The 25,352-nt window shown below is 64.7% G+C and carries 17 protein-coding genes and 1 pseudogene; 11 read left to right on the forward strand and 7 right to left on the reverse strand.

Annotated elements, in window-relative coordinates:
* The 3 genes and pseudogenes from ACESNG_RS16245 to ACESNG_RS16255 all read right to left on the reverse strand — a co-directional run.
* Window positions 1-843, reverse strand: a pseudogene (locus tag ACESNG_RS16245) (sodium:calcium symporter); the annotation flags it as partial.
* A 159-nt stretch (window positions 844-1,002) separates the two neighbouring features.
* A complete protein-coding gene (locus ACESNG_RS16250; protein ID WP_373069781.1) occupies window positions 1,003-2,322 on the reverse strand; it encodes an amidohydrolase family protein in 1,320 nt (439 codons plus the stop codon).
* On the reverse strand, window positions 2,322-2,912 hold the full coding sequence (locus ACESNG_RS16255; RefSeq protein WP_373064847.1) for a DUF502 domain-containing protein: 591 nt from the start codon (window positions 2,910-2,912) through the stop codon (window positions 2,322-2,324). The genes ACESNG_RS16250 and ACESNG_RS16255 overlap by 1 nt, the downstream gene beginning before the upstream one ends.
* Window positions 2,913-3,043: 131 nt before the next feature.
* Here ACESNG_RS16255 and ACESNG_RS16260 point away from each other — a divergent pair, with 131 nt between their 5' ends.
* From ACESNG_RS16260 to ACESNG_RS16275, 4 genes are all read left to right on the forward strand, one after another.
* A complete protein-coding gene (locus ACESNG_RS16260; protein WP_373069783.1) occupies window positions 3,044-6,061 on the forward strand; it encodes an alpha/beta hydrolase family protein in 3,018 nt (1,005 codons plus the stop codon).
* Window positions 6,061-6,852, forward strand: coding sequence for a TIGR00266 family protein (locus ACESNG_RS16265; RefSeq protein ID WP_373063988.1), 792 nt, complete (start codon window positions 6,061-6,063; stop codon window positions 6,850-6,852). Before ACESNG_RS16260 ends, ACESNG_RS16265 begins: the two co-directional genes overlap by 1 nt.
* A gap of 92 nt (window positions 6,853-6,944) precedes the next feature.
* Window positions 6,945-8,903 carry a biosynthetic arginine decarboxylase gene (speA, locus tag ACESNG_RS16270; RefSeq protein WP_373069785.1) on the forward strand — a complete coding sequence of 653 codons (1,959 nt, stop codon included), beginning with the start codon at window positions 6,945-6,947 and terminating at the stop codon, window positions 8,901-8,903.
* Window positions 8,900-9,619, forward strand: coding sequence for a YIP1 family protein (locus ACESNG_RS16275; protein WP_373060163.1), 720 nt, complete (start codon window positions 8,900-8,902; stop codon window positions 9,617-9,619). The genes speA and ACESNG_RS16275 overlap by 4 nt, the downstream gene beginning before the upstream one ends.
* A gap of 80 nt (window positions 9,620-9,699) precedes the next feature.
* Here ACESNG_RS16275 and ACESNG_RS16280 read toward each other — a convergent pair whose 3' ends face one another.
* Together ACESNG_RS16280 and ACESNG_RS16285 are read right to left on the reverse strand one after the other, a co-directional pair.
* Complete coding sequence (locus tag ACESNG_RS16280; RefSeq protein WP_373069787.1) at window positions 9,700-10,302, reverse strand: superoxide dismutase; 603 nt, start codon at window positions 10,300-10,302, stop codon at window positions 9,700-9,702.
* A gap of 72 nt (window positions 10,303-10,374) precedes the next feature.
* Window positions 10,375-11,010 carry a VTT domain-containing protein gene (locus ACESNG_RS16285; RefSeq protein WP_373060159.1) on the reverse strand — a complete coding sequence of 212 codons (636 nt, stop codon included), beginning with the start codon at window positions 11,008-11,010 and terminating at the stop codon, window positions 10,375-10,377.
* Between the two features lie 219 nt (window positions 11,011-11,229).
* On the opposite strand from ACESNG_RS16285, the gene ACESNG_RS16290 reads away from it, so the two are divergent.
* Window positions 11,230-13,917: a glycoside hydrolase family 38 C-terminal domain-containing protein gene (locus ACESNG_RS16290; RefSeq protein ID WP_373060157.1), complete on the forward strand. Its 2,688-nt coding sequence runs from the start codon at window positions 11,230-11,232 to the stop codon at window positions 13,915-13,917.
* A gap of 1,478 nt (window positions 13,918-15,395) precedes the next feature.
* On the opposite strand, the gene ACESNG_RS16295 is transcribed toward ACESNG_RS16290, so the two are convergent.
* Window positions 15,396-16,295: an ABC transporter permease gene (locus ACESNG_RS16295; protein WP_373060600.1), complete on the reverse strand. Its 900-nt coding sequence runs from the start codon at window positions 16,293-16,295 to the stop codon at window positions 15,396-15,398.
* On the reverse strand, window positions 16,292-17,272 hold the full coding sequence (locus tag ACESNG_RS16300; RefSeq protein WP_373069789.1) for an ABC transporter permease: 981 nt from the start codon (window positions 17,270-17,272) through the stop codon (window positions 16,292-16,294). Before ACESNG_RS16300 ends, ACESNG_RS16295 begins: the two co-directional genes overlap by 4 nt.
* Window positions 17,273-17,278: 6 nt before the next feature.
* Here ACESNG_RS16300 and ACESNG_RS16305 point away from each other — a divergent pair, with 6 nt between their 5' ends.
* The 6 genes from ACESNG_RS16305 to ACESNG_RS16330 all read left to right on the forward strand — a co-directional run.
* Window positions 17,279-18,889 carry a peptide ABC transporter substrate-binding protein gene (locus tag ACESNG_RS16305; RefSeq protein ID WP_373069791.1) on the forward strand — a complete coding sequence of 537 codons (1,611 nt, stop codon included), beginning with the start codon at window positions 17,279-17,281 and terminating at the stop codon, window positions 18,887-18,889.
* Window positions 18,886-21,705 carry a heparinase II/III family protein gene (locus ACESNG_RS16310; protein WP_373060597.1) on the forward strand — a complete coding sequence of 940 codons (2,820 nt, stop codon included), beginning with the start codon at window positions 18,886-18,888 and terminating at the stop codon, window positions 21,703-21,705. Before ACESNG_RS16305 ends, ACESNG_RS16310 begins: the two co-directional genes overlap by 4 nt.
* 101 nt (window positions 21,706-21,806) lie before the next feature.
* The gene (locus ACESNG_RS16315) at window positions 21,807-22,601 is read left to right on the forward strand and encodes an RNA methyltransferase (RefSeq protein WP_373069793.1); all 795 of its coding nucleotides are present in this window, start codon (window positions 21,807-21,809) and stop codon (window positions 22,599-22,601) included.
* Window positions 22,598-23,839, forward strand: coding sequence for an aminotransferase class III-fold pyridoxal phosphate-dependent enzyme (locus ACESNG_RS16320; RefSeq protein ID WP_373060595.1), 1,242 nt, complete (start codon window positions 22,598-22,600; stop codon window positions 23,837-23,839). The genes ACESNG_RS16315 and ACESNG_RS16320 overlap by 4 nt, the downstream gene beginning before the upstream one ends.
* 4 nt (window positions 23,840-23,843) lie before the next feature.
* On the forward strand, window positions 23,844-24,695 hold the full coding sequence (locus ACESNG_RS16325) for an amidohydrolase family protein (protein ID WP_373060594.1): 852 nt from the start codon (window positions 23,844-23,846) through the stop codon (window positions 24,693-24,695).
* A partial coding sequence (locus tag ACESNG_RS16330; RefSeq protein WP_373069795.1) for a hypothetical protein occupies window positions 24,692-25,352 on the forward strand: 661 nt, incomplete at its 3' end. The genes ACESNG_RS16325 and ACESNG_RS16330, both read left to right, overlap by 4 nt.

Below are 25,352 nucleotides of genomic sequence, written 5' to 3' on the forward strand. Positions count from 1 at the left end.
GGTCGCGATGCCGTTCAGCGCGATATCGTCCTTCGTTGACAGATACGATGCGTACGCCTGCAACGAGCCCATTCCGACCGACAGCGTAAAGAAGATCTGTCCGGCCGCCGCCAGCCAGATACCCGGAGAGCCCAGTCGCGAGAAGTCCGGCGCGTAGATGAACTCGAGACCTTGCGCCGGCGTGGCACCGACTCCGGGCTGCGCTGGCAGCGTCAGCACGACACCGGCCAAGACGATCGCGAACAGGAACAGCACCGGCATGCCGATCTTCGCCAGCTTCTCGATACCGCCGGAGATGCCCTTCGACAGGACATAGATGTTGATCAGCATCGTGACCGAGAAGAACGCATACGGCGTGTACGACGCGTGCACTGGAGTGCTACCTGCAGGCGTGAGCCCTTGGAAGGAGCGCAGATAGCCGATCATCCCTTCCTGCGTCGTCTGTCCCCAGTAGTCCTTCGTCGCCGAGAAGATGGCGAAGGCCAGCGTCCAGCTTTCGATGTACGTGTAGTAGATCATCACGCCGAGCGGTACGACCATACCCACCACACCCACGTACTTCGCCGCTGGGTGCTTCCACAGGGCGGCGAACATGCCCGGCAGGTGACCCTTGCGATACCGTCCACCGTTGCGGCCGACGCCCCACTCGATCCACATGAGCGGAATACCGAGAAGTAGCAGGGCAATGAAGTACGCGATCATATACGAGCCGCCACCATTGGCGGCAGCCTGACGCGGAAAGCGTAGGAAGTTGCCGAGACCGACCGCATTACCCGCCATGGCGAGTATGAGACCGATACGACTACCCCAGGCTTCGTTCGAGCCCGAGTTGGACGAGGACAATCGTGCTCCGATTGGTGGGAAAGGGAGTCGGACAGCGGGAAGGCGGTTCGGACCGCCCTACGCAGCCCACAAGATTTCTTTCCGGAGGGTCGGATGTCCAGTGCTGCTACGCGATTGACCCGCAGGTCGCGGAGTTCCCTATGCCTGGGTTCGTCCGGCTCAGCGACGAATCACGTCCCCGTTTTTCATGACGAAGCGGACGGCGCGGAGCGCGCGGATGTTCTGACTGGGGTCGCCGGTGACCGCGACCAGGTCGGCCAGGAGCCCGGGGGCCACACGGCCAAACTCGTTCTCACGGTGCATGATGCGGGCGTTCACACTCGTCGCGGCCTTGAGAGCGGCGAGCGGTGACATACCGTATTCGACCATCAGCTCGAGCTCGAGGGCGTTCGCGCCGTGCGTGAACACACCCACGTCGCTACCGTTGCAGATCGTCACACCCGACGCCAGCGCGGCCTTGAACATCACCTTCTTCTGCGCGATGCCGACCGGATCAGGGTCGACACCCTTCTGCCATCCGCGATAGCGGGTCGTGCTCTCCGTGGCCGAGAGCGTCGGGCAGAACGCCACGTTGCGTTGCTTCATCAACGCGAACACGTCCGGCGTCGCCATGTCGCCATGCTCGATGGTTTCCACGCCGGCCATGATCGCGCGCGTCATGCCTTCCACGGTACTCGCGTGCGCTACGACCGGACGTCCGCTCGACATCGACGTACGCACGATCGCCGCCCACTCTTCCGGCGTGAAAGTCGGGCGGGCCTCACCACGCGGCCCCCATCGATAGTCGGCGTAGATCTTGATCCAATCCGCGCCATGCCCGATTTGATCGCGCACTACACGCGTCACGCCGTCGATGCCATCGGCTTGTTCCGCACCCTGCGGCACGCCGATCTCCGCGCCGAATCCTTTGGGACCGTACGAGCCGGTCGCCACGATCGCCTTCGTCGTCACGAACAGGCGCGGCCCGGGGATGATCCCTTGGTCTACCGCTTCCTTCAGGCCGACGTCAGCGTACCCGGCGCCTTCCGTGCCGAGATCGCGCAACACGGTAAAGCCCGCGTCGAGCGTTGCTTTCAGATGATTCACCGCGCGCGCCGTGCGCAGTGCCAGCGATTCACGCAGCACCTGATCGTTCCAGGGCGTTTCGTCGTACGGATGCAGCAAGACGTGACTGTGCAGGTCGCTCATCCCCGGCATCAGGGTAGTGCCTGGCAAAGCGATACGTTCGGCATCTGCCGGTACGCTGATGCTCGCCGCCGGTCCCACGGCCGAGATCCGCGCGCCGCGCACCAGCACCACCCACCCGCGCTGCGGCGCGTCGCTGACGCCATCGAACACGGCATCGGGCACCAGCAACGTCGGCTTTGAACCGGGCGCTACGGTAGCGGTCGTTTGTGCCGAAGCCCGCTGGCCCAGCAGCATGGTCGCGCCGAGTAAGAGCACCAGCGAGCCGCCTGTAGCGCGAATCGTATACAACATCAGGAGGCCCGGACGGTGGCGTATTCGCCAGTGGAGAGCGCAGCAGGGACGAGTCCGGAGACACCACCGGAAACCACGAACGCCATCGCATCCGCACTCGCCACATCGAGCGCGCGCACGCGAGTGGCCAACACGAGATGCAACTGGCCCGAGAAATTGTACGAGTGTGGGCAATACACGGCCACGTACTCGGACATGCCGAGGTGGGCCAGCGACTCCTGGGTCACGAACCCCACCAGGCGCACGCCGCCGTCCGGCGAGAGATCGAGCGACACCGGCTTGTCGAAGCGGCGCTTCTCGCCGACGAAGGCATTCAAGAGGTCTTTGGTGGACCCGTATAGCAGGCGGACAAACGGGAGGCGCCCCATCAGCCCCTCCAGCAGGTTCACCGCCGATCGCGTAAGGAGGTTGGATCCGAGGAAGCCGACTACGGTGATCAGCACGAGTGTCGCTACGAATCCAGCGCCTGGAATGGGCAAGCCCAACCAGCCGTCGACATTCTTGAACACCAGCCAGCACACCCACACCGTCACGACCAGTGGGGCCAGCAGTACGAGTCCGCGCACAAAGTAGCCGAGCAAGCGTCTCATCGAATTCCTCACGCGGTCGAAGCCGCGCCGTTAAGCTTGTGCGCAACAGGATCCAGCCCAAGTTGGGGCTTCGTGCCCCGAACGACCAGCCCGTCTCACGTCTCGCACCCCCTCAGATGATGCGATCGCCAGTGAATCGTTCGTCCTACGTTACGCGGAATCGCGCCGTGCGGAACCGCGCCATTCCGAGCCGCGTTACGCGCGCGGCCTCGGCTTCCGCACTTCTCGTCGCCCTCGTCGGCGCGTCCATGCTCGAAGCGCAGTCGGCAACGTCGGGTCAGGCGCCGGTGCCGGCTAACCCTTACACGAGTGTGTCCCGCTGGACGCCACCACCCCTCCCCGGCGGCAAGAAGCCCATCACGCAGGACACCTACGACGAGTGGCGCACGATTTCAGGCTCCTCGCTGTCGAATGATGGCAAGTGGGCCGCGTACACGCTGAGCCCTGTCGTGGGCGAAGGTGAACTCGTCGTGCGCGCCACCGCGGCCGCCACCGAGTATCGGGCACCGCGCGGCTTCACGGGCCGACCGCAGCTGCAGCCCGCCGCCGACTCGGCCGCGCAATTTTCCGCTCAGCCGGCCCAGTTCAGCGCCAACGGTCAGTTTGTCGCGTTCACGATGTACGCGTCGCGCGCCGATGTCGAGCGCGCCCGGTCCCGTCGCGGAACGCCGACGCCACGAAACGGCCTCGGCATCATGAATCTGGCGGACGGCACCCTCACACGCGTGGCCGGCGTGCGTTCCTATCGCTTCGCCCGCACTGGCGGTCGGTTCCTGGCGTACCTGCTGGAAGACACTACGGCGGCGCCCCGCAATGGCGCTGGCGCGGCGCCGGCGGTGCCCGTCGCGCCACGTCGCGAAAACGGCGTCACACTCGTGCTCCGCGATCTCACTGCCAGTACGGAGCAGCGTATCGAGGGCGTCACGGCGTTTGCCTTCGACGATGATGAAAAGTGGCTCGGCTACACGGTTTCCACACGCGACGGGGCTGGCAACGGCGCTTTCGTGCGTGCCCTCGCCTCGGGCGCGGTCACGCCGCTCCTGACTGGTCAGGCCACGTATCGCGGCCTGACCTTCGATCGGAAGGGCACGCAGGTGGCGCTCGTCGCCGACCTCGGTGACTCCACGCCGAAACCGAAAATGGCCGTCTATCACGCGTCGCTGGTGCCGACCAAGGGCAAGCCGATCACGGCGCGCAAGATCGTGGCCGCGACCGAAGCACCGGCCGGCCTGCTGATTGCGGAACGCGGCGCGCTCAACTTCACCCGTGAAGGCAATGGCGTGATCTTCGCGCTCGGCAATGTGCCGATGGACTCGATCCCCGCCGATTCGCTGGCGGACAAAGCCGGCTACGACTTGTGGCACTGGAAGGACACACAGATCCAGCCGCAGCAGCGCGTCAGCGCCAACCGCGACCGCAATCGCACCTACACCGCGCTCTACACCATTGCCAGCGGGAAGTGGACCCAGCTCGCCAACGACAGTCTCCGTGTCACGGTCAGCAACGACGGACGACGTGTGCTTGGCATCAACGCCGTGGAATACGCGATTCCACAGTTCTGGGGAGAAGGAGCCAGCGACGCGTATCTCATCGACCCAATCACCGGCGCGCGGACGCTGATCGCCAAGGGTCTCGACGGCAATGCGCAGCTCTCGCCCGGTGGCAACTACGTCACGTGGTTCGAGAAAGGACAATGGGTTTCTTACGCCACTGCCACGGGCACGAAATCGGTGCTTACCGACAAACTGCCCGTGAAATTTCAGGATGAAGAGTTCGATTCGCCTGACGTGCCGCCGCCGTACGGCCTTGGTGGCTGGAGCACCGCCGATAAGCGAGTGCTCGTGTACGATCGGTTCGACATCTGGGAAGTCGATCCCGCCGGTGTGGTTGCACCGAAGAATCTCACCGACGGTGACGGACGTCGCGCCGGCATGACGTTCCGCGTGGTCAGTCTGGACCGCGAGGATCCATTCCTCGATGCCGCGACGCCGCTGCTGCTGCGCGCGGTCGACTCGCTCACGAAGGCGTCCGGTTTCTGGCGTGATCGAATGGGTGTCGATGTGAAGCCTGAGAAGATCGTCATGGCCGACCGCAACCTGAACGGATTGCAGAAGGCGCGCAACGCCGAACAGTATCTGCTCACGCAGAGTACCTACCGCGACTTCCCCGATCTGTACACGGGCACGACGATCGCGAGCACTACCAGGATTTCCGACGCCAATCCGCAGGACGCCCAATATCCGCGCGGCACCGTCGAACTGGTGTCGTGGTTGAACGGCGATGGTATTCCGTTGCGCGGCCTGCTGCACAAACCGGAGAACTTCGATCCGTCGAAGCAGTACCCGATGGTCGTGTACTTCTACGAGAAGCTCACCGACGGCTTGCACAACTATGTCGCGCCGTCGGGACGCAATACGGTCAATCCGCTGGTCTACAACAGCCTCGGCTACCTCGTGTTTCAGCCGGACATCGTGTATACCGATGGACAGCCGGGCCCGAGCGCGGCCAAGTCGATCATTCCCGGTGTGCAGGCCCTGATCGCCAAGGGCTTCGTCGATCCCAGGCGGGTCGGCATCACGGGACAGTCTTGGGGCGGCTACCAGTCGGCGTATCTGATCACGGTCACGAACATGTTCGCCGCCGCAGTGCCGAATGCGACGGTCGTCAATATGACGAGCGCCTACGGCGGTATCCGCTGGCAGTCGGGACTCGCCCGCGCCTTCCAGTACGAGCACACACAAAGCCGCATTGGTGGTTCACTGTGGGAGTATCCGGAACGCTTCGTGGAAAACTCGCCGCTGTTCAAGCTCGACCGCGTCACGACGCCGGTGCTCTTCATGGCCAACGACAACGACGGCTCCGTCCCGTGGTATCAGGGCATCGAGTTGTACGTGGCTATGCGCCGGCTGCAGAAGGAAGCGTACATGGTGGTCTACAACGGCGATGAGCATAATCCGACCAAGCGTGCCAACCAGAAGGACATCGACAAGAAGATGATCGAGTTCTTCGCGGTGAAACTTCAAGGGGCCGAGGCCCCGTCATGGATGGTGCGCGGTATTCCGTTCCTCGAGAAGGGACGCGATCAGGTGAAGATGTCCGATACGACGGCGGGCGGCACAGCGCCGGTTCGCCCCAACGGAGGCAAGTGATGGCGGCTGACGAAATCGACTATGAGATTATCGGCGACGACCTGCAGGCGGTGATCATCACGCTCGACCCCGGCGAAGCGGTCTACGCCGAGGCGGGAGGCATGATGTTCATGCGTGAGGGCATCACGATGGCGACCACCCTCGATCCGAACTCCAAGGGTGGCGGGTTGTTCGACAAGCTGGTCGGCGCCGGCAAGCGCGTGCTCTCCGGCGATTCGTTTTTCGTGACGCTCTTCGGCAATGACAGCGCACGGCGCGCTGACGTGGCATTTGCTGCGCCATTCCCGGGCAAGATCGTACCGCTCAATCTTCGGGACTGGGGCGGCACAGTGTTGGCGCAGAAGGACAGCTTTCTCTGTGCGGCGCGCGGCATCGATATCTCCGTCGCCTTCACCCGCAAGATCGGCGCGGGATTCTTCGGCGGGGAGGGGTTCATACTTCAGAAGCTGCAGGGCGATGGCCTCGCCTTCCTCCACGCCTCCGGCACGCTACACGCCATCGATCTCGCACCGGGTGAAAAGCTCCGCGTGGACACGGGCTGCCTCGTGGCCTTCCAACCCACGGTGGAGTATGACATCCAACGCGTGCCCGGCATCAAGACGGCACTGTTCGGTGGCGAAGGATTGTTCTTCCTTCAGCTCACCGGGCCCGGTCGGGTGATTCTGCAGACGTTGCCGTTCTCCCGTCTGGCCGATCGCATCATCGCGTCGTCTCCGCGAGCCGGCGGCAAGCGCGTAGGAGAAGGATCGATTCTCGGCGGCCTGGGCGGTCTGCTCGACGGCGATAGGTAAGACGTCTTACCGGGTTGTCGCCGTGGTCGGCGTGGAGGATTTCGTGGCGGCCGCTCCCTCCGCCGCCGAGAACCCTCTAACTTTAAAGGCTTATGGCCACTCGCAATCAGCCCAATACCGAGGCGCCGACTCCGGCTGCCTGGTCCATCGAATCCGCGCGCGCCCTTTACAACGTAGAGGGATGGGGCGCCGGCTATTTCGATATCAACGAGCGCGGACGTGTCATCGTCCGTCCGAATCCGGACCGACCGGATCTCACCGCCGATCTGCGTGATCTCGCGCATGATCTCGAAGGCCAGGGCATCGCCCTCCCGGTGTTGTTGCGCTTCTCCGACATCCTCAAATCACGCATTGAAACGCTCAGTGAGCGCTTCGGTGCGGCGATGAAGGAGTTCGAGTATTCCGGTGGCTACACCACCGTGTATCCGATCAAGGTCAATCAGCAGCGGCATGTGGTCGAGGAGATCGTGAAGTTCGGCAAGACGCACGGCGTCGGTCTCGAGTGCGGATCCAAGCCGGAACTACAGGCCGTTCTCGGCCTCTCGGAAAGCACCGAACATCTCATCGTCTGCAACGGCTACAAGGACCACGAGTTCATGCGGCTCGCCCTCATGGGGCAGAAGCTGGGACATCGGGTCTTCATCGTGATCGAGCAGGTCAGTGAGCTCGACGTGCTGCTTGAAGTGGCCGAAGAGCTGGGCGTGACACCCATCTGCGGCGTGCGCATCAAGCTGGCCAGCGAGGGCGCCGGTCGCTGGGCGCAGAGCGGGGGCGAGAAAAGCAAGTTCGGGCTGAGCTCGGCCGAGCTGATCAAGCTCATCGACCGGTTACAGGGGTTGAACATGCTTGGCATTCTCAAGCTGATTCATTTCCATCTCGGCAGTCAGATTACCGACATTCGCTTCATCAAGTCGGGGCTGCAGGAAGTCGCGCGTTTCTATCTCGAGCTACGTGCCATCGGTGTCGACATCACGCACGTGGACGTGGGCGGCGGACTGGGCATCGATTACGACGGAACCAACTCCACGAACAACGCGAGTGTCAACTACTCGCTGCAGGAATACGCCAACGACGTGATCTACACGATCGCCGAGGCCTGCCGCGATGCCGAACTGTCGATGCCGCACATCATCAGCGAGTCCGGGCGCGCTTTGACGGCGCATCATGCGCTCCTGCTGGTGAAGGTGATCGACGTCGAATCACAGGCCGAGCAGCCCATCCCCGTGCTCGACGACGAAGAACATTCGTTGCTGCACGAGATGTACGAGGACTGGCGTACACTCACCGAGCGCGCCGCGAAGCCCCGCAAGGTACTCGAGGTGTTCCATGACGCGTCGTTCGACAAGGAGCGCGCCCGCAACTACTTCAACAGCGGCGTCCTGAGTCTGCGTGGACTGGCCAAGGCCGAGGTGATCTGGCTCGGCACCATGAATGCGATTTATCGCATTGCCAAGGCCGACGAGGATACGTACGCGGATATCCTCCCCGAGCTCGAGTCGGCGCTGGTCGATCGGTATTTCTGCAACTTCTCGCTCTTCCAGTCGCTGCCGGATAGCTGGGCCATCGATCAGCTCTTTCCCATCATGCCAATTCACCGGCTCGACGAGGAGCCGGTCCGTCGTGGTACGCTGCAGGACGTCACTTGCGACTCCGACGGCAAGATCGATCGTTTCGTGGGCGACAAGAAGGGGCGTCCCAGCCTCGAACTGCACGAATTCCGTGACGGCGAGGACTACATCCTCGGGATCTTCCTCACGGGTGCGTATCAGGAGATTCTCGGCGATCTGCACAACCTGTTCGGCGACACGAACGCCGTGCACGTGCGCTTGAACGATCAGGGTGCTTACGAGATCACGGACCTGGTGGAAGGCGACACGGTCACCGAAGTGCTCAATTACGTACAGTTCGGTGCGTCGCAACTTCTCGCCACGTTCCGTCGTAAGGTGAATTCTGCAACATCCCTGACGCGCGAGGAGGCGAACGCCTTCATCGCGGACTACGTCGCTGGACTTGAGGGATACACCTACCTCGAAGGAGAGGCCGCGAGATGACGGAAGTTTCGGCCGGATCGCCGAAGGGCAGTGTGTTCGAAGACGTGCTCGAAGTGCTCTGGGCTCCTGCGAAGGTATTCGATCGATCGCGGGCAAAAGGAGTGGGGATGTATATCGTCGTGCTCACAGCGATCACGCTGGTCATCGTGCTTGCGACGAAGGGACTGATCCAGCCGTACATCGACGCGAATTTCGACCTGCAAATGCAGCAGATGGCCGCAAAGGGTAAGCCGATGCCGGCGGAAGCGGTGGCTGCCGCACAAAATTTCGCTGGCTACGGGTTTATCGCGGCTGGCGTGTTGCTCATTCCTCTGGGCGCGGTGCTTACTGGTCTTCTCGTCTGGATCGGTGGCAAGGTGGCGTCGGCGCGTTTCACATATGGGCAAGCTATGCTGATTGCCACACTCGCGTCGGTGCCGCGTGTGCTCGGCTTTGTCGCGACTGCGGTGCAGGGCGCGATCGCAGACCCGCAGTCCATTCGCTCGTTCTCCGATGCCGCGCTCGGCGCCGCGCGATTCGTCGATCCCACCAGCGCGTCCCCCGCGCTGATGGCGCTGCTGGCCAATCTCGATGTGTTCAATATCTGGCAGCTGGTGATCATGGCAGTCGGTATCAGCGTGATTGGCCGTGTCGAGCGCAGTGCCGGCTTCGTCGGCGCGCTCGTCGCGTGGGGCGTCGGCGTCGCCTTGACCGTTGTTCCGGCGCTGCTGGCCTGATCGCGCGGGTGTCGAGTACCACTGCAGAAGGGGCGCCGTGAGTTCACGGCGCCCCTTCGTACTTCGTGTTTGCAGCCGAATCAGGCGGCGAAACGCTTCGCGACTTCGGCCCAGTTCACCACGTTCCAGTACGCGCCGAGATAGTCTGCGCGACGGTTCTGGTACTTCAGGTAGTACGCATGTTCCCAGACGTCGCAGCCGAGGAGCGCGTGCTTGCCATCCATAAGTGGGTTGTCTTGGTTCGGCGTGCTCATGATCGAGAGCGCACCGTTCGTGGACACCAGCCACGCCCAGCCTGAACCGAAGCGACCGATACCGGCGGCCTGAAACTGTTCCTTGAAGGCGGCGAAGGAGCCGAACGCCTTCGTGATGGATTCGGCCAGCGCGCCCGTGGGCTCGCCACCGGCATCCGGCGCCATCGTCTGCCAGAGCAGCGAGTGATTCCAGTGGCCACCGCCGTTGTTGCGCACTGCGGTGCGAACCGCCTCCGGCACCTCGTTGATCTTGCTGCACAACTCGTCGATCGACCACGACGCCAGCTCGGGCGCCTTCTCTATCGCGGCGTTCAGGTTCGTGACGTATGCCTGATGATGCTTGCCATGATGAATGTTCATGGTCTGCGCATCGATATGCGGCTCGAGCGCCTCGGGCGCGTACGGCAGGGGCGGAAGAACGTGGGCCATGACAACGACTCCTCAGTATGACGTGAGTACGACACGAATTCAAAGGACACAGTGCGGCAGCCGGGGACTTCCCTAGCTCTTCGCTTGTACGCTGCGATTGCGCCACCAGGCAATGATGCCCGGCAGAATCGACAGGAACACCACCACCAGAATCACTTTCTCGACATGCTTGGCCACGCCGGGCACCGTCTTTGCGAGCACGTATCCTGTGATGAGCATGCTCCAGATCCACAGCATGCCACCGACCACATTATATGCAAGAAACGATGCGTATCGCATCTGGCCGACGCCGGCCACCACCGGAGCGAACGTCCGAACGATCGGCATGAAGCGCGCAATGATGATCGTCTTGCCACCATGCTTTTCGTAGAACGCCTGCGCTTTCAGCAGGTGGTCCTTGTTGAACAGGAGCGAGTTCTCGCGTGTAAAGATACGTGGACCCGTAGCCTTGCCCACGTGATAGCCCACCGTGTCACCCACAATGGCCGCCACGGTCAGAATGGAGCCCAGCAACCACACGTTGAGGCCAAAGGCCGGGTCTGCCGCAAGCAGGCCAGCGGTCACCAGGAGTGAATCGCCGGGGAGAAAAAAGCCGACCAGCAGCCCCGTCTCCGCGAAGATGATAATCGTCAGCCCGACATACCCGGCCCACTGAACAAGGGCGGGGAGGTCGCGAAGCTTATGATAGAACTCGGTCAGAAAATCCAAGCAGACATCCGGATACAGTCGAGAACGGGAACGGCGCGAGTCAGGCAGCGAGGCGAAAGGTCGATGGACGTGACGTTGCGGTCAACTGCAGGAGCGCATATCAGCACGGCGTCCGTCGCGAACTGGCCTCCGACACGGTCAGCGAAGTAGCTTCCGCTCGTGCACGCCAACGCCCACGAGTCCCGCACCGCAGCCCGGATCCCGCTTCGAGTGTGCGTGGTGTCCCATACCCATTGGGACCGGGAGTGGTACCACCCGGCGGCCCGGTTTCGGCAACGGCTTGTGGCGCTCTTGGACGCCGTGCTGGAGCGCGAACCAGTCGGCGAGACGTTCCTGCTCGATGGGCAAGCGATCACACTGCTCGACTACTTGGCGGTACGCCCCGAGAAGGAGACGGAGCTGAGCGCACGGCTGCAGGCAGGAGCGCTCGAGGCCGGACCGTGGTTCGTACTCGCCGACAACCTCATCCCGTCCGGCGAAGCAATCCTGCGGAATCTTGAAGCGGGCAATCGTTTGCTGCGCCGCCTTGGCGCGGCACCGCCGCCCGTCATCTATTGTCCCGATACCTTTGGGCATCCGGCCGCGTTGCCGGCAGTCGCGGCCGGATACGGATTTCCCGTAGCCATCGTGTGGCGCGGTGCCGGAGGTGCGGCCCATCCCCCCGCTGATGCTTTTCGGTGGGCGGCGGCCGATGGATCGTCGGTCGTGGTGCACCATCTGCCACCCGACGGCTATGAATACGGCAGCGCGTTGCCCGCGACTCCAGACGCCGCTGGCGAACGCTGGTTGCGGCTGCGCCCAGTGTTGGCGGCGCGGAATCGTACTGGGGTGGTCTTGCTGCTCAACGGCGCAGACCACCACGCGTTGCAGCCCGATGTCATCGCCGCGATAAGCGCGCTCCGTGATGCGGCCGCTCCTGACGCCATCGTGCAGCGCTGCTCGCTGACCACATTCGTCGAGCTGTTCGATGCGGCCGCTCGCAGCTCGGAGCTTCCCGTTGTCCGCGGCGAACTGCGCGACTCGTACGGGTACACGTGGACGCTTGGCGGAGCGCTTGGTACACGCGCGCATCAGAAGCGCCGAAACGCCATGCTGGAGCGTGCGTTATTGCGTGATGTCGAACCGTGGCTCGTGCTCTCGTGGTTGCATCATCCCGCAGCGCGCTCACGTTCGACGGCGTCCAACGGCACACTCACGCTGTCCCAGTTGCCCGCGTTGCTGAATAGCGCATGGCAGGAGCTGCTGGAAACGCATCCACACGACACCCTCTGCGGCTGTGCTATCGACGAGGTCGCCCGCGGCATGGACGCGCGTCAGGAGAGCGTGCAGTCACAGGTGCGTGGACTGCGCGAGAGCGCGTTGCAGCTCGCCTTGCAGCATGACATCGTCGCGGCGCGCTCGCGAAGCATCGAACCGGGCACCGATTGCACCATCGTGGTACGCAATCGCGCGGCGACGCCGCGCGGCGGCGTGGCCGAGCTTCGTGTGCTCGAAACGCTCGCGGATGTGGCCGTTGGCCCCGGTGGCACCGATGCGCCGCCAATGTCCGCGAGAGAGCTGGTTCACCAGCCGCTCGTGCCGAGCTTCCTACAGCGCCTGCTGTGGCAGCCGCTCGATGCCCGGGTGGTGCATTGTCGACGTGAATCGCCGCAGCACTATCCCGACAACGACCTCGTGCGAGAGCATCGGATGCTGGCGTGGATTCCAGAGGTACCCGCATACGGCCTCCGCGTGTTGAGCACGGCATCCGACGATGCTCTCGAGCACGGGCACGCGAGCCACGCGACGCCCGTTGTTCGCGTCGTGGAGTCCGCGTCGGGCATCGTGCTCGACAACGACCGCGTCCGTGTCATCATCTGCGACGGTCAGGTCGCGATCGAGCAGCAGACGCGTCGCCTCGAAAACACACTCCAGCTCGAGAGCACGATCGACTTGGGCGACAGCTACACGCCGTCGCTGCGCGGTGCGCCCGAAGTATTGGCGTGCGTCGAGACCGTGGTACTGCAGCGTGGTCCGCTCAGAGCCGCCGTCCGTCTCTGCTTGGAGTCCGCCGCACGCGACATACGCGTGCACACGACGCTGATGCTCGACGCGGCTGGCGACGTGTTGCGGTGTGAGGTACGTGGCGTGAATCGCCGCCGCAACCACCGACTGCGGCTCACTTGGCGCACCGGATTCACTGACGCGATCACGGTGGTCGATGCCGCATTTGGCCCAGTCGAACGTCTCGTCGTCGTCGCGAACGACAGCACGACCGCGAATGCGCGTGAGACGGTCGTGCCCACCATGCCGATGCATCGCTGGGCCACGCAGTCGCAGCACGGTCAGTGCGTCACGCTGTTCGCCGATGGTCTCGCCGAAGCCGAGTCCACAACTGGCGCGCTGTCGCTGACGTTGGTGCGGGCGATCGGGGAGCTTTCGCGCGCCGACCTGCCCGAGCGTCCGGGACACGCCGGTTGGCCCGCGCCCACACCAGCAGCGCAGAGTCTCGGTCGATTCAGCGCGCGCGTCGGTCTGATGTTGCACGACAATGGAAGCGAGAGCGCGCAAACGGTCAGTCGGGCGGCTGACTCGCTGCTGCTTCCGCTGTGTGGCGAAACGTGGCGTGATCTCGACGTACGGAATACCTCGACGCTCACGGCGGGTCCCGCACTCCATGGGTCTGGACTCGAGGCCTCGGCCATCACGCTGGCGCAGCGTTCGACCGGTATTATTCTGCGCGCGGTGAACCTCACCTCCGATGTAGTGCCGGGGCACTGGCTCCTGCCTCACGACGGTCCGTGGCTCGTGACCCGTTGTCGGCTCGACGAAACGCCACTCGACTCTCCTGTATCGCACGCGTCTCGCATTGCGTTCACCGCCGGGCCACGGGAGATCGTGACGCTGCACGTCGCCACCGCCACCTGAGCTGTTCGCGGTCAATGGTGGTGCGGCGGCGTCAAAAGTTGCCGAATCGGCACGTGCGCGCACAGGGTCACACGCAGGACCGGTATAATTTCGGACAAGCGAGGACGCTCACGTCGCAGGCGTTTCTTCGCGATCTTCGCGGATGTCGCGCGAACCGCGGTGCTTACGACTGCAGCGGCGCTATCAGACAGGCAACTGGTTCACGCGAAGCTCGCGGATTACGCGAAGAGACGCGAAGAGACGCGACGAGAGGCGAAGCACGGCAGAAGGATGGAGGCGCTTCGGGATTTCGCGTGGGTGAATCTCGGCCGACTCGCCTGAGAACCGCGTCACCGCGACCGGTCGACGGCGTGTGGTTGTTCATGGTGTCGTCGATTGGCCGCGGCATGGTAGCGGCCAGCTTCGGTGAGGCAACCCAGCGGGCCTTTGGGCCGGGATTCACTCACACTCATCCGCGAAGCGCCATTAATTTTGGACTGTTCCTCTGCGTTCTCCGTGCCTCCGTGGCCTCTGCGTGATCAGTTCAGCAGACTGTCTGCCGACGAGTGATCCGTTCAGCGGCAGATCACTGACGGCGATGCTCGGGTAGATCGCTGGTGCCGAGTTCTCGCCCGCTGAAGTGCGGCATCACCCTGCCGTTCGTGCGCGTCGATCCACCGCTCGGTGAGCTGATCGAGTGCGTCGAGCGGTCGCGGAGAGGAGTACGGTGGAACGACTCCCATCTTGCCCCATGCGGTCAGATAGGTGCCGATTCCTGTTCTTCGCGTGTTGCTCGGCGTTCTCTGCGCCTCCGCGTCCTCTGCGTGATCGGTTCAGCGGCCTGCTCATCGCCGCCCCCCGGGCGTCGTGCGCGGCGTACGGTGCGCACGGGGCAGTGGACCTGATCACGCAGAGGCGCGGAGAACGCAGAGAACGCAGCGGCGCACCGCCAAACCCTGCCGGATTTTCTCGTGACAACGCGCGTAACCCATTCCCGCGTAAAATGCATCATCGAACGACAGGACCTGGACACCTTCGAGATGTTCCGCGCGGCTTCAGAGCGCAAAACTCAGCGCAGAACTCGGCACTCTTGAGTCGGGTAGATCGAGAATTTATCACGCAGAAAAACGGAGAACGCAGAGGCGCAGAGGTCTCCTACTCGTAGCACGGCAACACCTCGGCAGGCCGCTGCAACGCACGGACCATCCAATGGCGCGTAGGGAAGCGACCGACCGTTCAACGGCCATGTTCGGCGAGGTAACGCAGCAGCCCGTTGGGCCAGGAGTCACCCATACGAAACCCCGAAGAGCCAGGATCGATATCGAAATCGCGCCGACGCTCGGGGAATCGGCGAACCACCCGGGACCGTAATGCACTGCCTCGCCGTGTAAGTCGAAACCAGGCAGAACGACCACGCTTCCCATGCAGATCATCGACGGTCAGCGCTCAGACTTCGAAACGTTGGGACACACGTGGTCCGCGGTATCGTCGTGAAGCGCTTACCGAATCTCGCGCTGCGCGCGGCGGTCGCCCAACGCGTCCCCCAGCACGGTGCACGCTACTACGGTGATCACCAGCGCGACACCCGGCATCAGTGCAATCCAGGGAGCGACCAACAGCCACTCGCGACCACCCGCGATCATACTGCCCCAACTCGAAGCGGGCGGCTGAATTCCAAGGCCGAGAAACGATAGTCCGCTCTCCAGCAGAATGGCGTTGCCGACGCCAAGGGTAATCGCCACCATCGCGCTGCCCAGCGCATTCGGCAGCACATGCCGTCGCAGCACGCGCCACGACGGCACGCCCAGCGCCTGCGCCCCTTCCACAAAGGCCAGCGCGCGCACGCCCTGCACCTCCGCGCGCACCAGGCGCATCACCGACATCCAACCCGTGAGCCCGAGCACGATGATGACAACGCCCAACCCCGGCCCCCAGAGCGACGCGATCACCAGCAGCAAGACCAGCCGGGGTATAGCGAGCAGCGCGTCGCCAAGCGCCACGATCGCACGATCGATCACACCGCTGCGCCAGCCCGCGAGCGCACCAAGCAGAATGCCCAGGGCGCCGCTCAGTGCCGTTCCGGTAACGCCCACACCAAGCGAGATGCGCGCGCCTGTCCACAGGCGCACCAAGAGGTCGCGGCCGAAGGCATCGGTGCCCAACAGATGCCACACGCCGCGTCCGTCGCGCGAGAACGGAGGGACCAATCTGGTGGCGAGCACGTCCCCGATATCTCGCACACCGTCCGGCGCCAGCGCCGGCACCACCATCGCCGCCATCGTCATCCCGACCAGAACGCCCGCCGCCCAGCGCGGTGCGCGTTCCGTCATCGCGCCGGAGCTCGCCGCAGAGCGCAGGCGCGCCGTTACGAGTTTTGCCGTCACGAGTTTTGGCGTCACGACGCCCGCCGGCGAGGATCGAGCCGCAAGAGAATCACGTCGGCCAGCAAGTTGGCGGTGACCACCGCGCCGGCGTACACCAACGTCAGTCCAAGCACCACCGGATAGTCACGTGCAGCGATCGCCGAAAGCATCGTGCGCCCGAGGCCGGGCCAGGCGAACACCTGCTCGACGAACACCGAGCCGGCAATCACGCCGGGCAACGTCAGACCGAACAGAACCACCAGCGGGGTGAGTGCGTTCCGCAGCACGTGCGCGCGTTCCACACTGCCGCGTGACAAACCGCGTGCGTACGCCGCCTGCACATGCGGCGCATCGGCGGCCTCCAGCAGCGCTCGTCGCGCGAAGCGCGACATGCCGGCAGCACCGGGCAAGGAGAGCACCAGCAGCGGCAAGACGGCGTGGCGCCATCGATCGACCCAGCCAATCGATGCGGGGTCGGCGGCAGGGTCCTGCATCCCGAACGCCGGGAGTCGCAGAAAATCCGGCAGCCCGAGCCACACTACGCCCGACGTGAACACGGTCACCATTGCGAGCGCCAACCAAAAGCTGGGCGCGGCATAAATCGCTGTCGTTACCATTGTGATCACGTGGTCTGCGCGGCGCGACGCGCGGAGTGCCTGAATCATCCCCAGTATCGTGCCGATCACGAAGCTCGCCAGCAACGACACCCCACCGAGAAACAACGAAACCGGCAGGGCGTCCGCGATGACGCGCGTCACGGGTTCGGCGCGCACGAGACTCACGCCCAGATCCCCGCGCAGCACACCGCCGATCCAATGTACATATTGCAACGGTATCGGGGCATCGAGCCCCAATGAGGTCCGCTGTCGGGCCGCCTCCTCGGCGGACGCCGTCGGGGAGATCAGCAACGTCGCCGGATCACCCGGCGCCATATGGACCAGCGCGAAGGTGATGGTGGTAACGAGCCAGAGTAGCAGGAGCGCGTCGAGCACGCGCGACGAGAGACGATGCACGTGAGGATGATGCCTCGTAGCGCGACGACGTCAACCCGCGCGCGACGGTGGATTGCGTCCGGGTGGGTCGCCGGTCTCGCGGTGGCGAGCCTCGCCGCATGTGGTCGGCCCGATCGGCCCGTCGGCACGATCGTGATGGCGTCGGGAGCAGATCTCGAGTCCGGCAATCCGCTGGTTACGGTGCACCCGCTTTCACGGCAGCTGCAACGGCACGCCCTGTTCGTCACGCTCGTGAAGCTCGACAGCGCGCTGCAGCCAGTGCCGTATCTGGCGCGATCCTGGCAATGGGATCCAACGCGTCGGGCAGTCACGTTCAGGCTGTTCGTGGGTCTGAAATGGCACGACGGGACACCGACTACGGCGGTAGACGTCGCCTTCACCATCGCCGCGGCGCGAGACACGCTATTGGGCTCTCCGCGGGCCGGTGATGTGGCGGTTATGGACAGCGTCCTCACACTCGATGACAGCACCGTGCGTGTGGTTTTTCGCGAGCCGCGCAGCGCACTGCCGATCATACTCGCTGAACTGCCCCTCGTGCCGCAACATCTCCTTGACACCGTACCGCGTGCCCGCTGGCGCGCACACTCGTTTTCGACGGCGCCGGTCGGCAACGGGCCGTTTCGCTTCGTCTCGCGCACCGCGGGACGACAATGGCGCTTCGCCCGCAACGCCGACTTCCCGACTGCGCTCGGCGGGCCGCCCAACGCGGCGCAAATCGTGGTCGCGGTCGTCGACGAGGCGGCCACGAAGTTCGCCGGATTGGTGAGCGGAGAACTCGACGTCGCCGGCGTGTCGCCCACCATGGCGCACCTCGTGGCGAAAGACCCTTCGCTCATGTTGATGACGCCACCGACGCTCTTTTCAACGGTGCTTGCGTTCAACACGACGCGTGCGCCGTTCGACGACGGTCGCGTACGTCGGGCGTTGAGTCTGTCGATCGATCGTATACGCCTGGTGCGCGCTGCCGTGGCGGGTTACGCCACGCCGGCCAGTGGCGCCATTCCCCCGGGGTTGCCGTTCTCCACGGCGGACGCCCCGCAGCACGACACACGGCAAGCCGACTCGTTGCTCCACGCCGCCGGTTGGACCCGTACTCGCACGGGAGGCAGTCGAGCGCGCCGCGGCACGCCACTGGAAGTCACCCTGCTCACCGTCGGCGGCGGCGACCTGGCGGTCGAGCAACTGGTGCAGGCCGACCTCGCAGCACGCGGTGTCGCGCTCACAGTGCGCGTGGTGGAGCTTTCCACCTTTCTCGCAATAGTGCGCGCGCCGTCGAAGCAGTACGATGTCGCGCTCACCGGTATTCCCGGTGACATCGCTCTCGGTCACCTCTCCGCGCTCTTCGCTTCCGCGCAGCGCGGCGGTGCGCTCGATTACACCGGCTTCCACATGGCATCACTCGACGATCGGCTCGCCGCCGCTGGTGGTGCCGCCCCGGAGTCGGCGGTCAGCTCGTGGAGAGCCGTGGCGGCTGAACTCGACGAAGGCATGCCGGTAGCCTGGCTCTTTCACGCGCGCGGTGTGCAGGGACGCTCACGCAAACTTGATGGCGTGCAGATGGATTTGCGTGGAGAACTCGTCTCCATCGCACGGTGGACGCGCAAGGATACGCCGTGAAGCGCCTCAAACTGTTGCCACTCGATCTCGATGCACGCCGACTGGAGACTGCCGAGGGATCGTCGCTCGGCCCCACCATACAGGGACTCGCCGCTGAGCTCGAGCCGCTCTTTTTGCACGAACTGCCTATCCCGCATCAGAAGGCGCGTCTCACACGCGCTGGCGGACGCTGTCCGGTGCATGGGGTGCTGCTCGAGTTCGATCCGTGGTCACCGGGTGCGCACCGCTGCGAACGCTGTGATCGTGCCTACACGGGTGTCGAGCACGACGACTGGTGGGCGATGGGTGCCCAACTGTATACGGCCGAACGCGCCGTTCACGCCGCCGCGCTCTACGCGCTGCGCGGTGAACCGAGGCACGCGGCGCTTGCCGTTCGTATCCTCTCGGAGTTTGCCGATCGCTACGGCCAGTGGCCCAATCGCGACAACGTGCTCGGGCCCACACGGCCATTCTTCAGCACCTATCTCGAGTCCATCTGGCTGGTCAACATCTGTCACGCCCTCGATTTGCTCGAGACAGCGATGGCGCCGGGCGCCGACCAAGTGGGTGCACGCCTGCGCGCGCAGCTCATCGCGCCCAGCGCCGCACTCATCGCATCGTATCATGAGGGCACGTCCAACCGGCAAGTGTGGAACGAAGTTGCTGTGCTGTCGGCCTTCCGGATCCTTGATGACGAACGCGCGTTCCAACGTCGACTAAAGGCAGACCAACCGTTCCTCGCGCTTCTCGAGCACGGTCTATTGGCCGACGGCACATGGTACGAAGGCGAGAACTATCATCTCTTCGCGCACCGTGGACTTTGGTACGGCATGCAGCTGCTCGCGTCGGCTGGCGTGTCGCTGCCGGCCCCCGTCGTCGATCGCTACGCGGCGGGGTTCGTCACACCGTTTCTCGGATTGCTTCCCGACGAAACCATCCCGTCTCGGCGCGATTCCCAGTACGCGGTATCGATTCGTCAGTGGCGATTCGCCGAGTGGTGCGAACTTGGGCTTGCACATCGCGCCGATCCTCGGCTTGCTGGGCTGTTGTCGCGTTTGTACGACGGATCGCTGACGCATCACTCCGACGCGCGTGCCCGCTCCACCGCCGATGCCGAGCGGAACGAAACCCCGTCGGCGCTCTCGCGCGCCGATCTCTCGTGGAAGTCGGTGCTCATGGCGTCGGCCAGGCCGGTTCAGGCGGCGAACTGGGCCCCCGCCAGCGTGCTGCTCCCGTCTCAAGGACTGGCCGTGCTGCGGCGCGAACACGGACGGGTGTACGTCGCGCTCGAAGGTGGACATTCCGGCAGCGGTCACGGGCACCCGGATCGGCTCGCGCTCACGCTGCAAACCGGTCCGGAACGGTGGTTGCAGGATCCCGGCACGGGTAGCTACGTGGAACGCACGCTGCACTGGTATCGCAGCACGCTCGCGCATCACGCACCACTCGTGAACGGCGGGTCACAACCGCCAGCCACTGCCACGCTCCTGGCATTCGAAGATCGTGGTGGGATGGGATGGGTTCAGAAGTGTGCATCGATCGGTCAGGGCGTTCGCGCCACGCGAACGATCGTGGTGTGCGAGAGCTATTGCGTCGACCTGTTGGAATGGGACCGCGATGCGACCGAAGATACGACCACGAGCGAGCAGGAGATCACGATCACGATGCCCGTCTGCGGGGACGCGCTTCGCACCACGCCCTCGGCCTGCGCGCCGACGTGGCGATCGGGCGCCGGCGGACTCGAAGACGGTTTTGAGTTTTTGCATCACGTGGAGTCGGTCCCGATCGATGGAACGGCGGTCATCGACGCGATTGCGGTCAGTGCAAACGGCGCACCAAGCCATCGCACCAATGCGCGGCTCCTGTTTGCCGCCAACGTACCCGCCACGCTGATCCGGGCGCGTACGCCCGGTGCGCCCGGGTGCGCCGAAACTATCCGGCACGCCGTCGAGCTTCGTGGACCCACCGGTCGACTGGTGTCGGTCTGGCATTGGCAGCCGTCCGAGGAGTCGCCGTCGGTTCAAGGCGCGCTGCTCGACGCTGGTGGCGAGGCACCAGTGGCGCGCGTTACCACGACCGACGGGACCACCGCCGTGCACGGGGCGGCGCCGCATGGATGGCACATCGAATTGCTGGCCCGCCACGCTCGCAGCAGCGTCGACCTCGAAGGACTCATCGCCGATTCGGCCGCCGTCCACACGGGCGCGGTCGTCGCTACCGCCGCAACCCTATCGCTCCCGCTGAACAGCACGCTCGGCGAGGCGCACTATCTGCGTACCGAGCAGACGTGGAACGAAGCCGGTAGGCCGACCGCCGTCGTCCATGTCGCCGTCGACGAGGGAAGCCTCGTCGTCGAGGTCGAGGCCAGTACCGGCGTGGTCGTGCCGCCCGACGGTCTGGACAGCCCGCTCGACAATGAGCGGGCACAGGTGAACGCCGACGGTGTGCAATGGTACTGGGGCGCCACCGACGTTCGGTGGGGGCAGGCCGCGCTGTGCACGCCTTCGGGCGACACCGTACTCATGACGAAGTTGGTGCCCGGTGACTGGCCTCTCCCCGAAGCCGTGTGGACCGCGCTCGCGGAAGATCGCGGCTGGCGTGTGCGCTTCACGTGGAAGCTGGCCGATCTTCCGGTGGCAGCCGACGGCACTCTCACTTTCGACCTGGTCGTCAACGAGCGCCCGGCCAACCGGATACGCCGACGCGGCCAGCTGGTGCTCAGTGGTCGGCGGGCCGCGCACCCGTCCGCAGGTACCTACGCCTATCTGCGCGGCGATCGGCACTCGCCGGCGCACGCTGTTCGGCTTCGCATCAGGCCTCAACGTCCCGACCACTAAGCCGCTATCTTCGTCAAGGCGAGACAGTCGTCTCGCGCCTCTCCGTCATGCCCGCGTCGGGACGACGGTCCTCGAATTCCCGCCGGATGTCCGAATCTGTAATGACCGCCGTCACGGTGGTCCTGTACGAATCGCAAGATCCTATCAACATCGGCGCGGTTGTGCGCGCGATGAAGAACATGGGCGCGGTTGATCTGCGCCTGGTTCGTCCGTGTCCCTACGACCTCAATCGCATCGAGCAGATCGCGCACGACACGCGCGATATCGTCGCGCGGATTCGGCACTTCGATACGCTCGACGACGCCCTCATCGACTGCCGCTACGTGGTGGCGTATTCCGGACGTCGACGCGCAGCCAAGTGGGCACGACACACCCCGCGCACCGCCGCCGTCGAGCTGCTCGCCCATGCGCAGCACGGGCGGGTGGCGATCATGTTCGGACGGGAAGATCACGGCCTCCCCAACGACGCGCTCGATCGCGCGCAGGCGGTCGCGACGATCCCGACCACTGAACACTTCTCGTTGAACGTGGCGCAGGCCTCTCTGTTGGCGCTGTACGAATGCCATCTTCTGGCTGGCGACGCCACAAAGAAACTCGCCGGTCCGAAGCACGCCAAGGGCGCGCCGACCATGGCGGAATTCGAACTCACGTTCCGCGACGCGGAGAAGGCGCTCGAGGCGCTCGCGTATTTCAAGACGCGCAGTCCCGAGCTCATCATGCGCTCCATGCGTGGGCTCATGTTCCGCGCTGAGCCCGATGCCCGCGAGTTGCTGCTCGTACGCACGGCGAGCATCGAAGTGCTGCGCACGATCGAACGCGAGTCGCGACTCGCCGTCGAGCGCGCGTTGGCCAACCACGATGTCGCTCGCGAAGCATCCGAGCGCGACGATCCGTGAGTCGAGGCATTCCGTTCGCCGACGTGCCGGACGACGATTGGCGTTCACGTGCCGCCGACGTGATTCCCGGTGGGAGCTCGACCGGGAGCCGACGCCCCGATGTGCTGTATGGGTCGCGGGCGTTCGATGCCGCCGTGCCGACGCACTACGAACGGGCCGAAGGGTGCTATCTCTGGTCGCCCGACGGGCGGCGCTTCCTCGATTGTGGCATGGCGCTCGGTGCCGTCGGTATCGGCTACGCCGACGCCTCCGTGACACGCGCGGTGGTCGCCGCGGCCTCGAGCGGGAATGTGTCGGCGTTGCCGCATCGGCTCGAAGTGGAAGTTGCTGAAAGACTCGTTCAGGTGATCCCCTCGGCCGAGTACGTGCGCTTTCTACGCACGGGGGCCGAGGCCAATGCCGCTGCGATTCGCATCGCCCGCGCGCTCACGGGTCGCGAACATGTCATTGCCTGCGGGTACTTCGGATGGCTTGACTGGTGCAGCGACGCCGTCGGAGTGCCCACGTCGGTGCAGGCCGCCGTCACCGCGGTGCCCTTCAACGACCTTGATGCACTCGACGCGGCAATGTCACGAATGGCCGCCCCGCCGGCGGCCATCATCATCGAACCGTTGGTGCATGACATCGCGAGCGTGCCGTGGCTCGACGCTGCGCGCCGACACGCCGATCGTACGGGCGCGGTCCTCATCTTCGACGAGGTGAAGACTGCTTTTCGCGTGCGCACCGGAGGCGTGCAGGAACTCACGGGCGTGACACCCGACCTCACAACACTCGGCAAAGCGATGGCCAACGGCTATCCGCTCTCTGCCGTTGTTGGTCGCGCGGGTGTGATGGAGGCGGCAACGCACACGTGGATCTCGTCGACCGCCGCCACCGAAAGCACGGGGCTTGCCGCCGCCAAGGCGGTGCTCGAATGGCATGAGCGGACCGACGTCCCCGATCGTATGGCCGCTGCCGGTGGCATGCTGCTCGAGATCATCGGCACGGCGCTGTCCGAGTCACCGTGGGTGGGCGTACGAGCCGAGGGGCCACCCACCATGTGGCGGCTGCTCGCCGAGGCGCCCGATCAGCTGGACGCGCTCGTGGCGGTCGCGGCTCGCTACGGACTGCTGCTCAAGCGCGGTGCCTACCAGTTCGGTGCGGTCGCGCATGACGAGGCGGCGCTCGAGCACGTAGCTGATGTTATGCCCCGCATCATGCAATCGCTGCTGCCGGGTCCACGACGCGTCGAGGATTGAGACGATGACCAGCTTGATAGACGTACACGCCCACTTTCATACCCCATTGTCCAATCGCGGCGATTGGCAGCGGTACAACGCGTCACGCCTCGATGCCGGCGATCGCATGGGCGTCGTGTGCCACGTCGCGTCGGTGCTCGGGTCATGGGGCGCCACCTCACCCACGTACTTCTCGTCGCCGCTCGATCAGACGCGCGCCAACGATTGGATGCTCGACTTCGCCGAGGAACAATCGCCGCGCGTGAAAACGTGGGTCGCGGTCAATCCGAATTTTACGGCACACGCGCTCAGCGAAATCGAACGCGGTATCGCGCGTGGTGCGATCGGGATCAAGCTGGCGGCCGGCCGTCGCGCCGACGATGCGCTACTCGACGATATCGCCGCCGCCGCTGCGCATCACGGCGTACCGGTGTTGCAGCATATCTGGCAGCATCGCCGTCGCGACTGGCCGAATCAGGACGCGTCCGACGGCATCGAATTGGCTCGCTTGGCGGCGCGTCATCCGAACGTCATTTTCCAGTTGGCGCATATTGGCGGCGGCGGCGATTGGGCCCACACGTACCCTGCCGTGCGTGATTTCGAGAACATCGTGATGGACCTGTCGGGTAGCGGCATCGATCGTGGCATGATCGACGAGGCGCTGCGCTGGGTGGGAGCGCGTCGGCTGCTGTGGGGGGCGGATCTTACGCTCTGCACGGCACTCACGAAGCTGCGGGCTTTGCCGCACACCGGCGCGTCAGATGACGATCTGGCTGACATGTGCTGGCGAAATGCCGTACGCATTTTTCCGGCCGGCGCCTTTACTGCGGCCCTCACGGCAGCGAACCGCTCCGTGGTGTCCGGAACGCCGACATGACGACACCTTCGGCGCCCGATCCGCGTCCGATCGACGTCACCGCGTGGATCGGTAGCTATCCGTTCCGCGACGTGCCCCATCCGGATCCAGAGGTCCTGGTTCGCGTGCTCGACCGCGAAGGCTTTGCCGGTGCGTGGGTCGGCCATCTGCCCGGGGCCTTCCATCGGGATCCCGTGCCCTCGAACCGCGCGCTCTACGCGGCCGTGGAGCCGTTTGCCGGCGTCCTGCTCCCCACGCCGATCGTACGCCCCGATTGGCCGTGCTGGACCGAGATGCTGCGCGACGCGGTCAATGCGGGCGCGCCGGCGGTGCGGGTGTACCCGGCACAGTGGGGCCTCGGACCGGGGCATTCGGCGTTGGCTGAGCTCGCGCTTGCCTGCGGTGAGGTGGGAGTCGCCCTCCATGTCACGCTGCGTTTCGAAGACCTCCGGCAGCGACACCCCATGGATACCGTGGGCGATGTCCCGGCGGCCACACTGCGCGGATTGGCGAGACTGGCCGGCTCACGGTGTCATCTGGTCGTCGCCGGCGCCGGTCGCGAGATCATCGAGGAGACCCACTGGGGACTCACGCTCTCGGAACAACAGCGTGTCTTCTATGATTTTGGCTGGGTGTGGGGACCGCCCGACGATCATTTCGCGCATCTGGTCGGCACCA

It is taken from the genome of Gemmatimonas sp. (genome assembly GCF_041689975.1).
GTDB lineage: Bacteria > Gemmatimonadota > Gemmatimonadetes > Gemmatimonadales > Gemmatimonadaceae > Gemmatimonas.

Coding starts and splice junctions, on each gene's coding strand:
- ACESNG_RS16250 (WP_373069781.1), bottom strand. CDS start 2,322: ATGTTGTATACGATTCGCGCTACAGGCGGCTCGCTGGTGCTCTTACTC.
- ACESNG_RS16315 (WP_373069793.1), top strand. CDS start 21,807: ATGACCGCCGTCACGGTGGTCCTGTACGAATCGCAAGATCCTATCAAC.
- ACESNG_RS16305 (WP_373069791.1), top strand. CDS start 17,279: ATGATGCCTCGTAGCGCGACGACGTCAACCCGCGCGCGACGGTGGATT.
- ACESNG_RS16280 (WP_373069787.1), bottom strand. CDS start 10,302: ATGGCCCACGTTCTTCCGCCCCTGCCGTACGCGCCCGAGGCGCTCGAG.
- speA (WP_373069785.1), top strand. CDS start 6,945: ATGGCCACTCGCAATCAGCCCAATACCGAGGCGCCGACTCCGGCTGCC.
- ACESNG_RS16265 (WP_373063988.1), top strand. CDS start 6,061: ATGGCGGCTGACGAAATCGACTATGAGATTATCGGCGACGACCTGCAG.
- ACESNG_RS16255 (WP_373064847.1), bottom strand. CDS start 2,912: ATGAGACGCTTGCTCGGCTACTTTGTGCGCGGACTCGTACTGCTGGCC.
- ACESNG_RS16325 (WP_373060594.1), top strand. CDS start 23,844: ATGACCAGCTTGATAGACGTACACGCCCACTTTCATACCCCATTGTCC.
- ACESNG_RS16275 (WP_373060163.1), top strand. CDS start 8,900: ATGACGGAAGTTTCGGCCGGATCGCCGAAGGGCAGTGTGTTCGAAGAC.